This window comes from Paenibacillus sp. PK4536 (assembly GCF_028594455.2).
GTDB classification, from domain to species: Bacteria; Bacillota; Bacilli; order Paenibacillales; family Paenibacillaceae; genus Saccharibacillus; species Saccharibacillus nuruki.
Window position 1 is genome coordinate 3,736,264 of sequence record NZ_CP126313.1, and the last position, 13,419, is coordinate 3,749,682.

General features: G+C 38.3%; 14 protein-coding genes. 3 read left to right on the forward strand and 11 right to left on the reverse strand.

What is annotated here, in order from left to right; translation table 11 throughout:
- Positions 1-79: 79 nt before the first annotated feature.
- From bglS to PO903_RS16550, 3 genes are all read right to left on the reverse strand, one after another.
- Positions 80-793, reverse strand: a complete 714-nt coding sequence (bglS, locus tag PO903_RS16540) for a beta-glucanase (protein ID WP_069328860.1) — start codon at positions 791-793, stop codon at positions 80-82.
- A 108-nt stretch (positions 794-901) separates the two neighbouring features.
- Complete coding sequence (locus PO903_RS16545; RefSeq protein ID WP_273594003.1) at positions 902-2,431, reverse strand: glycoside hydrolase family 43 protein; 1,530 nt, start codon at positions 2,429-2,431, stop codon at positions 902-904.
- 360 nt (positions 2,432-2,791) lie between these two features.
- Positions 2,792-3,232, reverse strand: coding sequence for a nuclear transport factor 2 family protein (locus PO903_RS16550; protein ID WP_273594004.1), 441 nt, complete (start codon positions 3,230-3,232; stop codon positions 2,792-2,794).
- Between the two features lie 162 nt (positions 3,233-3,394).
- Between PO903_RS16550 and PO903_RS16555 the strand changes: the two genes are divergently transcribed.
- Positions 3,395-3,964, forward strand: a complete 570-nt coding sequence (locus PO903_RS16555) for a TetR/AcrR family transcriptional regulator (RefSeq protein ID WP_273594005.1) — start codon at positions 3,395-3,397, stop codon at positions 3,962-3,964.
- Positions 3,965-4,068: 104 nt separating this feature from the next.
- On the opposite strand, the gene PO903_RS16560 is transcribed toward PO903_RS16555, so the two are convergent.
- From PO903_RS16560 to PO903_RS16595, 8 genes are all read right to left on the reverse strand, one after another.
- The gene (locus tag PO903_RS16560; RefSeq protein ID WP_273594668.1) at positions 4,069-4,620 is read right to left on the reverse strand and encodes a TetR/AcrR family transcriptional regulator; all 552 of its coding nucleotides are present in this window, start codon (positions 4,618-4,620) and stop codon (positions 4,069-4,071) included.
- Between the two features lie 221 nt (positions 4,621-4,841).
- Positions 4,842-5,699, reverse strand: a complete 858-nt coding sequence (locus tag PO903_RS16565) for an aldo/keto reductase (protein ID WP_273594006.1) — start codon at positions 5,697-5,699, stop codon at positions 4,842-4,844.
- Positions 5,700-5,766: 67 nt separating this feature from the next.
- The gene (locus PO903_RS16570) at positions 5,767-6,162 is read right to left on the reverse strand and encodes a cupin domain-containing protein (protein ID WP_069328854.1); all 396 of its coding nucleotides are present in this window, start codon (positions 6,160-6,162) and stop codon (positions 5,767-5,769) included.
- Between the two features lie 75 nt (positions 6,163-6,237).
- Positions 6,238-6,984 (reverse strand): carboxymuconolactone decarboxylase family protein, encoded by a 747-nt coding sequence (locus PO903_RS16575; RefSeq protein ID WP_273594007.1) that lies wholly within the window; start codon positions 6,982-6,984, stop codon positions 6,238-6,240.
- Positions 6,985-7,201: 217 nt separating this feature from the next.
- Complete coding sequence (locus tag PO903_RS16580) at positions 7,202-7,780, reverse strand: TetR/AcrR family transcriptional regulator (RefSeq protein WP_069328853.1); 579 nt, start codon at positions 7,778-7,780, stop codon at positions 7,202-7,204.
- Between the two features lie 95 nt (positions 7,781-7,875).
- Entirely contained in the window at positions 7,876-8,577 is a 702-nt protein-coding gene (locus tag PO903_RS16585) for an SDR family oxidoreductase (RefSeq protein WP_273594008.1), read from the reverse strand.
- 335 nt (positions 8,578-8,912) lie between these two features.
- Complete coding sequence (locus tag PO903_RS16590) at positions 8,913-9,932, reverse strand: Gfo/Idh/MocA family protein (RefSeq protein ID WP_069328850.1); 1,020 nt, start codon at positions 9,930-9,932, stop codon at positions 8,913-8,915.
- A gap of 60 nt (positions 9,933-9,992) precedes the next feature.
- On the reverse strand, positions 9,993-10,763 hold the full coding sequence (locus PO903_RS16595) for a sugar phosphate isomerase/epimerase family protein (RefSeq protein ID WP_069328849.1): 771 nt from the start codon (positions 10,761-10,763) through the stop codon (positions 9,993-9,995).
- A 147-nt stretch (positions 10,764-10,910) separates the two neighbouring features.
- On the opposite strand from PO903_RS16595, the gene PO903_RS16600 reads away from it, so the two are divergent.
- Together PO903_RS16600 and PO903_RS16605 are read left to right on the forward strand one after the other, a co-directional pair.
- Positions 10,911-11,738 carry an AraC family transcriptional regulator gene (locus tag PO903_RS16600; RefSeq protein WP_069328848.1) on the forward strand — a complete coding sequence of 276 codons (828 nt, stop codon included), beginning with the start codon at positions 10,911-10,913 and terminating at the stop codon, positions 11,736-11,738.
- Between the two features lie 124 nt (positions 11,739-11,862).
- On the forward strand, positions 11,863-13,359 hold the full coding sequence (locus tag PO903_RS16605; RefSeq protein WP_273594009.1) for a glycoside hydrolase family 43 protein: 1,497 nt from the start codon (positions 11,863-11,865) through the stop codon (positions 13,357-13,359).
- Positions 13,360-13,419: the final 60 nt, after the last annotated feature.

Consider the following 13,419-nt stretch of genomic DNA (forward strand, 5'->3'; position numbering starts at 1 on the left):
GATAAAAGCTATATAAAACCGTTTAATTTGTTCCAAAAAAAGAAGAGACAGCCCTATAAGGCCATCTCTTCTATCATCATTAATTACTGGTGTATTTCACCCAATCATATTCTGCATACAATGGATTCGCTCCATTATAAGATCCTAACCAGTCGTCTACTCCTTTACCATTCCAGATATTCATCATAATTTTACCTGCATTGGTTGGAATATTGGTGGTTGCGGTATGCTTGAGTACGCCATCGACATACCATTTGATTGAATTAGGCTGCCAGTCGAAAGCATACGTATGGAAGCCTTGTGAAGCATCAAATCCCAAATTAATGACTTTTTCATGATTCCCTACGCCATTGGTATAATAATTGAATTGTACTTTAGTCGTATCTTTACCTAGAAACTCAATATCAATCTCATCCCACGGTGTTCCATCTGTAGGTCCTGTGTACGTAAAGAAAGAAGATATAATACCTGTGTTTTTGGCAGGCTTCATACTCACTTCATACTTACCGTATTTGTATTTGTTAGTCGAACGGTATTCTGCACAATCGAACTTGTTAGCTGCTGAACTTGTCAATCCTAGTCTAAGCTTACCATCGCTTGTAAAATTAGCATTATTACCACGCCATGTACAATTGAACATATCTCCATTAGAGTATCCATCTGCTTTTTGCCATGTGCTTGCATTAAAATAAGTCAGTGGTTCCCAGAAGACTGTTCCTGCAAATGCACTTACCGAGACAAATAGTGAAATAACCCCTGTAGCTGCCAACGTTACCCAAGATTTCTTTTTCATAAATACCTCCATCTTAATATGAGATAAAATCCATATTCTAAATAGGGTCTCTAGCAACATCGAAGATCGTCTACCAGAGACCCAATCGTAAAACATCAGTTGGATCTATTAGGAAGCGAACTGCCAGTAATCGAGATTGAATAGATTCGCATTTCCTGAGCCTGTAAATACGAGGTATACATTATGAATACCAGTCACATTATTAATCGTTGTCTGCATCTCTTTCCAGTTCTGCATACCTCCAGTGGAAGTTACTTTCAAAGTCCCTACCAGAGGACCTGTGTCACTATCCAGTCGTACTTCAATATTGCCTCCACCCGTCGTCGCTACATTCGCTTTGAATGTTTTGGCTCCATTAGAACCGAAGTCTGCTCTACCTACAGCGACCCAATCTCCATTATTAATATTGGTTACATTGAGATTGCTAATCGGGCCACCGCTTGCTTGTGTAGGCTCTGTAGCAATACCTGCTTGCCATCCAATCGTCTCTGCTTCCACCCGGGTATAAGGATTGATATTCGATAGTTGAGCGATTCCAGCCATATTCGCTTGTACTTCAGCAATACTGCCATCTGCATTGTGTACTAATTTATTGATATGTGGAGAACGATATCCTTTTCCTGTGCCAATTTGAGCTTTGCTTACGGTTTGCGCATGATATACGACATACCATTCGTTTTTAAAATTAAAGACAGCATGATGGTTGTTCCCACCTACGCCGAAGAAGTTATACGGATTTTTCAGGAAATGACCTTTATACGTAAAAGGTCCCATCGGATTATCACTTACCATATAACCGATCTCCCCTGCTGGATATTGTGCAGGATGGGTACCGGCAAAATTGATACAGTACGAATAGTAATATTTTCCGTTGTATTTATGAATCCCTGAATCTTCAAACATATACGGAGCATCGATTGTAGTCGCACTACCATTGACACTGATCATATCGGCTCCTAATTTGATCACTCTAGCTGTTTTTGGATTAGCGATAGAAGCTGGATTAGATTCATTAGGGATACCGCCTCCGCTATACAAGTATCCTGTACCATCATCATTTAAAAGAACAGCAGGATCGAAAAGCCATGTTACTCCTGCCATGCCCGGTGTACTTTGGGTTAATAGCGCTTTGCCAAGTGGGTCTGTCCATGGTCCAATCGGTGAGTCTGCGGTCAAAACACCAATTCCTGATCCACCATTAGCGAAATATAAAAAGAATTTATCTTTACCATTTATTTTTTTGGTAGCTACTGCTGGAGCCCATGAATTGCCAGCCCATTTCGCTATACCTTTGCCACCATTTTTGTTATTTACTCCAGCAACAGGTATTGTTCCATGATCAGTCCAATTGACCATGTCTGCGGAAGAGCTGACTTGAATACGATCAAGTGAACTAAAATCATTTTCTTTAATCGAGCCATCACTGTTATACACGTAGGTATCACTGGACATATAAACATAGACTCTTCCGTTATAGACCAATGAATAAGGGTCAGCTCCTAATTTGTGATCCATTAAAGGATTGGAATTACCAGGAAGCTTGGCTAATGGTCGATTTGCAGCATCTACAGGTAATGTAGAAAAGACACTGAATACTAAAGCGAAAGCAAGGAACAAACCGAAACATTTTCTGATCATCTGAATACCTCCGTTATTTTATATGGTATAAAGCTGAGATATTCGTTACTTTGTGTATAGCAAAGAATATACTCAGACTTGTACCTGCGAGAAAATAGACATTAAAATACACTTTGATAACGCTTACATTTGCATGCATATAAAAAGCGCATCCAAGAAGATCAGCGCATGGGTAAATTCAAAAAGGTTAAATATGTATTAAATTGAAGATAATGTTTTATTCGGCATAATCATAACATGACCTATGCAATATAACAACATTCTGACATATAAAAATAACGCTATCTAAAACCAATAAGAAAATAACGTAAAAAAGAGCCGAGGAAGTTATCCATCAGCTCTTTTGTTTAGGATTTTAGTTTAAGATTGTAATGGTCTAGATTCAATCATAATCATGTATTCTGTGCGTTCTTGTATTAACCATGTTCCGTTTTGACGTACATACACGTCATCATATCGAATACTATAATCGGATAGAATATCGACTCCCTGTTCTTCTCGAATGACTTTCATTTGCGAAAATACGATTCCTTCGGCAGTATCTCCATTCACGGTTACTTTATGCTGTCCATTGATAGTAAAATAACACTTGATCTCATTCACATGGGTCATAAATTCTTTTTCTAATGATTCTGTTCCAGTGATGGTTGAAATCAATTGACCACCTATATAAATAGTAAATTTCGCATCAGGTGTAAATAAATTCATTTGCTCTGAAATCTTCTTCTCATCAGTTAAAATGGCATAATCATCGACCAAGCTTCTTAATTCGGATACGGCTTCTAAACGTTTTAGTGACATGATGTCACCCTCCTTTAAATGGTATATTTGTTTTGCAGATGTACGTCCTATTGCTTATTATAAGAAGTATTGGAATACGTTCAATCGTTAATCTAGCGCTTTTTGTAGGATATTCAACAGAAGCCATCGATCTGTTAGATATCTTGGAATGGAGGAATAGACATGAGTACAAAAGTAGATCGAAGAATCGTCAAAACAAAGGATGCTATCTTTCAATCGTTTCTTTCTTTGATTGCGGAAAAGAATTTCGAAGAGATTACAATCAATGAAATTGCTGAGCGAGCTAATGTAAATCGAGGGACGATCTATTTTCATTACACAGATAAATATGATTTACTGGATCGGTGTATCGAGGTCTACTTGAATAAAATGAGTATGGTAAGTACAACCATTGATGCTAATGGAGACACGATCGATCTATTACAATCTTCGTTGCTCCCGATTGTTCATTATTTTGAAGAACACTATACATTCTATGCTTCTATGTTTGCGAATAAAGGGGTTCCTACTTTCCGTCAGCGCTTACTGGATATTGTGATCGAGAATATTAGAATGCATATTAATATGGAAGATGATAATAAACCCTATAATAAAGAATTTATTACTCATTTTATGGCTTCTGCTTTTGTAGGCACGATCGAATGGTGGATTGTCAATCAGATGCCTCAGTCACCTGATGAGATATCTGATCAATTGTGGGGACTATTAAAGCGTAATCAAGTCATTCATTAGCTTCAACTTTGTTACTCCGTTACGTCTCTACGACAAAAAAGAACGACTGCCTATATGGAGTCGTTCTTTTTGATGTGATGAGTTATTATGCTAGAGCCCTAGATTTAAGATTCTACAACTCTTTCCAATAGATCGCCTACTTTTTCTGCCATTTCTCTAGGTGAGTAAGGCATCTCATTTTTGATCCACCATTCCACTACGCCAACATAAGCATTAGCTACGAACTCGGCAAGGATTTCTTCATTCTGCCCTTTATTTTTTCCTGTAGTGATATCGATATCTTTTTTGAACTCTTTAATATTATGTTCTACAAATTGATTACGGAAAAAAGAAGCTCCTTCACTCGCTAACATAGTCGAAAAGAATAAATAATTTTCTTCTAAGTATTCGATACAGTGTACTGTGGATTCGAACCAGTCGAGATCAGCTTCTGTCTCGCAGATCGTAGACATATTCACAATATGCTCCTCAATCATTTTATCCAACAGATCAAATTTATCCAGATAATGAAGATACACTGTAGCACGATTGATATTGGCTCGATCTGCAATATCTTGAATCGTAATACTATCGAATTTCTTTTCTGACATCAGTTCCAAAAGTGATTTCTTAATCGCTTCTTGGGTGCGCAGTACTCTTCGATCTACTTTAACAATCAGAACTCAACACATCCTTCTCTATATCATTCACAATACACATGCAACACATTGATTATAAATTATAGACAGTTGTCGTAAAAACATCAATTGTAGTCTATTTTATAATACTCTTTCTAATAGGTATACATAAAAAGCTAGTAAAGTGCTTTTTAAAAGCAACTCTACTAGCTTCTGTACGTTATCCGATGCTATAACTATGCATGCTGTTAGTATTGATCTTATTCCAATCCCTTTTTAGCATAATCGGTTAACATTTCAACCGTTGCTGGATCAGAGTGAGAGAAGAATGAACTTTTCTCTGTATCTAAAGCGATTAATTTTTCCATATCTTGCGCGCTTAATTCAAAATCAAACACGTTAAAGTTTTGTTCCATTCGCTCTTTGTTAACCGTTTTGGGAATGACGACTATCCCTTGTTGAATCAAAAAGCGTAAGGCAACTTGAGCAGTCGATTTACCATATTGCTCCCCAATTTCTTGTAAAGTAGGATTAGTGAATAGATCATTTTTACCTTCTGCAAAAGGACCCCACGATTCAATCTGTGTATTGTATTTTTTCATAATTTCATTCGCTTTGACTTGTTGGTTAAAGACATGGGTCTCGACTTGATTTACCGCAGGTACCACTTCAGCAAATTTCACCAGATCAATATAGCGGTCAGGATAGAAGTTGCTGACTCCGATCGCTTTGATTTTGCCTGCTTTATAGTACTCTTCCATAGCACGGTAAGTCCCATAATAGTCGTTAAACGGTTGATGGATTAACAGTAGATCCAGATAATCCAATTGAAGCTTGCGAAGAGATTCGTCTATAGAAGCTTTCGCTTTTTCATAACCTGCATTGGAAATCCAGACTTTAGTGGTGATAAATAATTCTTCTCTAGGCACTCCACTCTTCTGAATTGCACGACCAACCGCTTCTTCATTTCTATAAGCTTGAGCAGTATCAATTGAACGATACCCTACGCTGATAGCATCCAGTACGCATTGTTCACATTCTGCTTGATCGGGAATTTGATACACACCATATCCCAAAATCGGCATTTTAACTCCATTATTTAATGTTACGTATTCCATATTGATTCACCTCATCTATGATTTTGAAATTCTATTTTGTACAGTAGCAATTTATAAGATTGTTGTATTATAAACGGTTGAACCACTCATCTTCTACCGGCTCTAGCCAATCGGTTTCTCCTGGAGTCATCGCTAAATGAACAAACCAGCTGTCTTTAGTTGCTCCATGCCAGTGTTTTACATGAGCTGGAATATTCACAACATCACCGGTCTGAAGCGCTTGAGCAGGCTGTCCTTCGGCTTGATACCATCCTTTACCACCAGTGACTAATAACACTTGACCCACATGATGGGAATGCCAGTTATTACGGGCACCCGGAGCGAAGGTTACATTACCAATCGCTGTATTTAAAGGAGTCGCATCTGTAAAGACCATTTGCAAATAAGCATCGCCTACAAAGTTGGCTTTTACTTTTTCACCTAAAGGAAAAATAGTACTGTTTTGTAATTGTTCATTTTCCATCATCAATCCCTACTTTCTATTTATGGTTCTATATAGTAGTTACAATCAAATACTGCAAACGAATCATCGATCTCGTTATTCTGATTTCTGAGAGGCTTCTTCTACACATCGTAGCGCATTGAGACTACGTGGATACCCGATATAAGGAAGACACTGAGAAATGATCTTAATCAGAAAAGATTTATTCTGACCGAGCCTCATATTAGCGGTCGCATGACTGATTAATTGAGGTTCACAACCTCCTTGTGCAGCTAGAAAGCAAAACGTAATCATTTCTCTTTGCAAATGATCCAAACCTGTTCGAGTATAATAATCGCCAAAGCAATTAGTTGCTAGCCACTCATTAATATGCTGAGTTTCTTCCGCACCTGATTTCCAAAAGTCTTGCATGTGGTCACCAAAAATATCTACCTGTTCTTGAATACCTGCTGTTAAACGATTGGCGATAGTAGTAGTTGATTGAGAAGGCAAAGGCAACTCTACACCTTGCGCAGTCAAAATATCATTAGTAGCATGTAAAAACGGTAGAACACGTCCTATGCCGAGATAAGCTACAGACTGATATACAATTTCCTTGACTTCTATAGGAGTGACACCTACATGAAGGGCAGTTGGAAGGATACCTTTGAATTCATCGATTCCCTGGCATCCGATTAATGTAGCGATGATCGCCATCATTCGAGTACGATCATCCAGATCATCTTGATTCACTACTTCATGGTATGCAAAATGTTCAAACCGCTCCATAAATTCAGGATCTGTTTGCGCTAAAGGTGATAAATTATTTGGGAACATTTTCTCATGAGTATAATGATTATCCATATATCTACATCCTTTCTTTGTATTGATGTAAGTCATAGTATCTTTCCCCATATGACTATTATGACTCATAAGACCCTTATCTTAATATACCGATTATCTTAAATGATTGCCTAATTCTCTTAATGCCTTTAGAGGTGAATATTATGACCCGTATAACGCAAAAAAAGCCGCTGCATGAGCGACTTTAAATGTATAAATAATTTATTAATATATAATGTTAACTTTTTAATAAGTCTATAGATACATCTACGATATGCAATAACTTGGCTTTGTCTACAGAAGATCTTCCCATCACGCGTATACCGATCGACACGGTATGCAGATATTCGGCTAGTTCTTTAGCACTCTGTTTGGTAGTGAATTCGCCATCCTGTTGACCCCACAGAATAATCTGTTCAAGCATATCTTCTGTTCCTTTAAATGATTCGATCGACTTGGCATTTACTTCTGCATCGCGGGCAGCCAGTTCTGTTACTGAATTGACTAACAAGCAACCGGATGGCAAATCCTCTTGATCTGTAACCATAAATTGAAAAATAGCATATAATGCTTCTGTTGCCGTTTGGGACGGCTTGATTTCACTTGTGAGATTCGCTTGCACTTTGCCCATATAACGAGTGATTGCTTGCAGAAATAGTGAGTGCTTATCACCAAATGTATCATATAAACTTCTACGATGAATACCCATATGTGTGACTAGATCACTCATCGATGTTTTCTCATAACCTTGTTCCCAAAACAAAATCATAGCTTTATCTAATACTTCATTAACGTCAAATTCTTTGCTTCTTGACACAAAACTCCCCCCAATACGAAGAATGTAACATATTGAGAACGTTAAGTAAAGAAAGCTTCGAATAGGAAATGTATTGATAGATTAACGATCCGATTTTATTGAAATAGTTGTGGATATAGAGCAGGAACTCCTCCAGCAAGCCCTTGTTGCACTTGTTGACTGATAGAATCAGCAATAATCTCGTAAAGATCAGCTTCGATTCCATCAATTGCGATTTTAGCAATGTCTTGTGGAGACGATTTTGGTGCATCCACATGAGTAGTCATATCGGTATCCATAAAGCCTACGTGTAATCCAGCGACTTTAATATTTTTAGGCGCTAATTCAAGACGTAACACATTCGTTAATCCCCATTCAGCAGCTTTGGCAGCAGCATATGCACCTTCTTGACCTGTACTAACCCAAGACAATACAGATAAGATATTTAGGATTGAACCTCCGCCATTTTTTTCAATAACAGGTGCAAATGCACGAATCATCGAAAGGGCTCCGAACGCATGAGTATTAAATTCGATATGAATATCTTCTAAACTGCCTGTTAATAAAGAAGCTCCTGTTGATGACCCTGCATTATTGATAAGCACTGTTGCATCACTTGCGATTTCAGTGGCTGTCATTACAGATTGAGGATTGGTGATATCCAATTGTAATGGAATAGCTCCTGGTAGATCGACAGATTCTGGATTTCTTGCTCCTGCATATACTTTAGCTCCTCTTGCCAAAAGCTCAAGAGCCAACTGTTTACCCAAACCTCGATTAGCACCACTAACGATAACAACTTGTTTTGAAATATCCATTTTTTCACTACTCCTCATATAGAATGATCGTTCTCAATTGGTTAAAAAAATAATTTCTTACGAATACTTTATGAATAAGTTAAAAGTAAACTCTTTCGAGAATGATCGTTCCCAATGAATAAAGTATAGTGTATTTAAGAACGATCAGTCAACTATTATTTTGAAGTTCTTTTTCTATGCCCCCTAAATATAGAAGTTTTGTTGTAGTCACGTTTGTATTTCTATTCCATATAAACAAATGAATAACTAAGAATGTAGTTCTACGTAGTTAAATATAAAAAAAGACCGAGCTTCTATAGAGAAGTCACGGTCTTTCTGCACTATTTACTAAAAGATTACAATTGTACGACACGTCCTGTTTTCTGTGATTCAAAAGCACCTAAAATCACTTTAACGGCACGCAAACCTTCTTCGCCAGAAATTGTAGGAGGTGTATTCGTAGTAATAGACTCTACAAATGCATCAATAACGCCACTTGGAACTTGTTTCTCATTGGTAGACATCATACCTACTTGGTACGTTTCTACTGTTCCATCTGTTAATTCTACAATGACTTCGTTACCTTCCACAGTACCGATCTTCATCACACCATTTTCACACCACAAGATTGTACTGTTGTCTCCACCTTTGTACTGTGTCCAACTTGCTACCAGTGTTCCGATTGCTCCGCTCTTCATACGTAACAAGCAAGTTGCGTTATCATCAACTTCTGTACCTTCTTTGTGCAATGTGCCAATAAAGCTAGCAACATCAGCTACTTCATCATTTAACAAGTAACGGATAAAATCGGATTTGTGTACGCCTAGATCGCCCATTGCGCCCATAATAGCTTCTTCTTTACGGAAAAACCAGCTATCTGCTCCGTCTACACTCCATGCTTCAGGACCTGGATGTCCGAAAGAGGTACGGAACGTTAGGACTTTACCTAATTTGCCAGAATCCAAAATTTCTTTCGCTTTCACGTGAGGAGGCATTAAGCGCTGGTTATGTCCAACCATCAAATATACATTATTTTTGTGAGCAGCTTCGATCATTTGCTCTGCTTCTTCAATCGAACAAGCCATCGGCTTTTCAACCAATACGTGTTTACCGGCATTAGCCGCTGCAATCGTCATTGGAGCATGCAAATAGTTCGGTGTACATACACTGACTGCATCGATATCTTCGTTAGCCAAAATTTCTTCATAGCTTGCATACGCTTTACCGCCGTATAGTTCAACCATTTCTTGTGCACGTTCAAGGTTAGGATCGGCAAAAGCGACCAATTCGACATGTTGATTTTCTGCATATTCTGGAATATGTCTGCGCTGAGCGATAGCTCCGCAACCAAATACAGCTACTTTGATCTTATTCATAAATAATAGTCTCCTTTTATTGGATATCGATTGGATGTATGTGTAATGACAGATATTCGATTAATTTAAGTAATTTTGTTTAAGCCAGTTATAACTGTTGGACACGCTTTCAAGTGGTGGATTCTGACACACATCTTGTTCTACGATGAGCCATTGTACGCCTGCTTTACCTGCTTGTTCAATCACTTGTGGCAAGTTTACAATTCCTTGTCCTAATTCTAATGTTTTCATTTGACCCTGCTCATCTTTGTCAAAGTCTTTAAGATGAAGAAGTGGCAAGCGTCCTGCATATTTTTGAATATATTCTAACGGATCTTGTCCTGCAAACTGTACCCAACATACATCCATTTCTACTTGTACAGCTTCTGGAGTCGTCTCAGCAAACATACCATCAAAGGCGTTCGTGTCTTTGAATGCACCGTGGAATTCAAAATCATGGTTGTGATAACCAAACGTTAATCCTTGTTTGCTTGCTTCTGCACCAAATTGTTGTAACTCTGTAAATAATGCGCCCCATTCTTCACTGCTTTGCGGACGATCTTCTGGCATAATGTAAGGACAGATCATATACTGAGCACCGATTACTTTTAAATAATCGATTTCTTTTTGCAAATTATCGCGCATCGATTGTAAAGGAACATGGCTACTGAATCCTTTGAGTCCAAGTTCGTCTAAAAGCGCCTTCATTTCTTCAGCCGGAATATCGCCATAACCTGCAAATTCTACACCTTGATAGCCAAGCTCAGCAACTTTACGTAACGTTCCCGGGAAATCTTTAGCTGTCTCATCACGGAGTGTAAATAATTGCAGACCAATATTTAATGTTGTCATGTCAAAAGCACCTCTTTGGATTATTTTTATTCTATGTGTAAGAGTTATCTTTCATCTATTATTTTAGAACAAGACACGCTAAAATGAACATACACAATATCGTAAAAACATGAACTATTTGCTCAACTTTTAGCTAGGGGGATTATTTTGGACACATCTCTTTTGATCTGTGATCATTCATATCATTACAAAGCATTCAATCATCATATAAAAAGTGGATTACAACATTACATTTTCCGCTTACAGACAGAGGGCAGTTGTGAAGCTTTCACCTGTGGAAATCGTTATGTATTAAAAAGTGGCGATTTGCTGTTACTCAAACCGGGAGATGATTATCATCTGGTTGTACAAGAACCGGCTAAAAAAGATGGATTATCTAGCGGTGATTATTACTTGTTCTGTCAAGGCACATGGATCGATGAATGGTGGCAACGCCAACCACGCTCTACTGTATACTCTATTGGAACCGAAAGTAAATTGATCGGATTATGGCACAATCTTTTATTGGAAAAGCGGCGCGGTCTTCCTGAAGAAGATACTGAATTAGAAGATGTACTGTTACGTAGCTTGTGTCTGTATATTGATCGTGCGATTAGCGATACAGTACAAATGAATCGTAAAGGCTCAGCAACCCTTTTGCTAAAGCGGTTTATCGAAGAACATGCTACAGTGACTTTTAAATTAGAAGAAGCCGCCAGATATGCAGGGCTTAGCCTTTCAAGAGCCGTCAAATTATTTAAAGAACATTATGGGAAAACGATGATCCAATATGCGATTGAAATTCGTCTCAAAGCTGCAATTGAGCAAATTCAATATAGCGAAATGACACTTGAACATATTGCAGAGACATGTGGATTTGCCAGTTATTCTTATTTCCACCGTGTGTTCCGTAATCAATTCGGTATGTCTCCTGTAGAATACAGAGCGTCTAACCCTATAATAGAACTCTACAAGGTAGAACAAATGAACGGATAAGGCAGTATGCCTTATCTTCTTTTTTTGAAAGCGTAATCATGCTATGATCAGTCTGTCATATTACTCTGGAAAGGAAACTGTACGATGGTTACGCTGGTGATCCATTCTACATAGGTGATCTATTATGAAATATAATAATCCTATTATTAAAGGCTTTTACCCTGATCCAAGTGTCTGTAAAGTAGGCGATACGTATTATTTAGCAACCAGTACTTTTCAGTATTTTCCCGGTGTACCGATTTTTGAAAGCCAAGATCTAATCAATTGGAAGCAGATCAGTCACTGTCTAACTCGTACGACTCAAGTGGATCTAGGTGAAGTGAAAAGTTCAGGAGGTGTGTTCGCTCCTACTCTACGTCATTATAAGGGTCGATTCTATATGGTAACGACCAATGACAGCACACGTCAGAACTTTTTTGTCTGGACAGATGATATTTATGGGGAATGGTCTGAGCCTATTGAAGTGGATCAAGGCGGTATTGATCCTGATTTGTATTTTGAAGAAGATCAGACGTATTTTATGAGTAATGGACAAGATGAAAATGGTATTCATGGTGTAGTCCAGTGTCAGATTAATATCACTACAGGTGAAAAGCTAACACCTAGTCGTATGATCTGGCAAGGTTCAGGGGGTCGCTATATTGAAAGTCCACATATGTACAAAATCAACCATTGGTATTATCTGCTCGTAGCTGAAGGTGGTACAGAATATGGTCATATGGCGACCTATGCACGATCAACGTCTGTGTCAGGTCCATTTGAAGCTTATGCACATAATCCCGTCTTAACCAATCGCAATCTAGGTGGTTATGAATTACAGGCTGTGGGTCATGGAGATCTGATCGAAGATAATAATGGGAATTGGTGGTTGTATCATCTGGGATTTCGTCAGATCGGTCAATGGTTGACGTATCATCATCTAGGACGTGAAGTCTTTCTTACGCCGGTGACATTTGATGAAGAAGGTTGGTTTACCGCCGGGCATAATGGGACAACACGATCTAGCTTTGAGACCGATCGGATATCAAATGATATTATTCAACATGAGCAGCGGATATTCACGTTTGAAAATACGAATTGGAATCTCGATTGGTGTTATCTTCGCTTCCCGCAGACTGAAAACTATCAATTCACTGATCATAGTCTGATGCTAACAGGAACTGATATTACACTGGATCACCCCCTCTCTCCAACCTTTATCGGTCTACGTCAAAAAGATTTCCGTGCAGTGATCACTTGTGATGTGGAGATTACCGATGGAGAAGCAGGCATAACGTTGTATATGGATGAACATCATCATTATGAGTTAGCGATACGTGGGCAACAGGATCACTATGAAGTGATCGAACGTCTCAACACGCAAGATATCAAATCGGTACAGCAAACAGTTGTATTAACAAGTAATAGTGCTTCACTACTTATCAAAGCTGAACCGACCTGTTATCACTTTTTTACTGTTATCGAAGGTGAAGAAATTCTACTAGGAACAGCTCAGACCAAGTATCTGTCTTCAGAAGTTGCCGGAGGATTTACAGGTGTGCTGATTGGATTGTATGCTACTCATCAACAAGCAGGTCATCCCGCTGTATTTTCAAATTTCAAATGTGAATATATCGATTAGGAACGCCTCTATAAGCAAATCAACTCCAATTGAATACATTTGAACAAAATCAAAGAGTAC

Coding starts and splice junctions, on each gene's coding strand:
- bglS (WP_069328860.1), bottom strand. CDS start 793: ATGAAAAAGAAATCTTGGGTAACGTTGGCAGCTACAGGGGTTATTTCA.
- PO903_RS16545 (WP_273594003.1), bottom strand. CDS start 2,431: ATGATCAGAAAATGTTTCGGTTTGTTCCTTGCTTTCGCTTTAGTATTC.
- PO903_RS16550 (WP_273594004.1), bottom strand. CDS start 3,232: ATGTCACTAAAACGTTTAGAAGCCGTATCCGAATTAAGAAGCTTGGTC.
- PO903_RS16555 (WP_273594005.1), top strand. CDS start 3,395: ATGAGTACAAAAGTAGATCGAAGAATCGTCAAAACAAAGGATGCTATC.
- PO903_RS16565 (WP_273594006.1), bottom strand. CDS start 5,699: ATGGAATACGTAACATTAAATAATGGAGTTAAAATGCCGATTTTGGGA.
- PO903_RS16570 (WP_069328854.1), bottom strand. CDS start 6,162: ATGGAAAATGAACAATTACAAAACAGTACTATTTTTCCTTTAGGTGAA.
- PO903_RS16575 (WP_273594007.1), bottom strand. CDS start 6,984: ATGGATAATCATTATACTCATGAGAAAATGTTCCCAAATAATTTATCA.
- PO903_RS16585 (WP_273594008.1), bottom strand. CDS start 8,577: ATGGATATTTCAAAACAAGTTGTTATCGTTAGTGGTGCTAATCGAGGT.
- PO903_RS16590 (WP_069328850.1), bottom strand. CDS start 9,932: ATGAATAAGATCAAAGTAGCTGTATTTGGTTGCGGAGCTATCGCTCAG.
- PO903_RS16595 (WP_069328849.1), bottom strand. CDS start 10,763: ATGACAACATTAAATATTGGTCTGCAATTATTTACACTCCGTGATGAG.
- PO903_RS16605 (WP_273594009.1), top strand. CDS start 11,863: ATGAAATATAATAATCCTATTATTAAAGGCTTTTACCCTGATCCAAGT.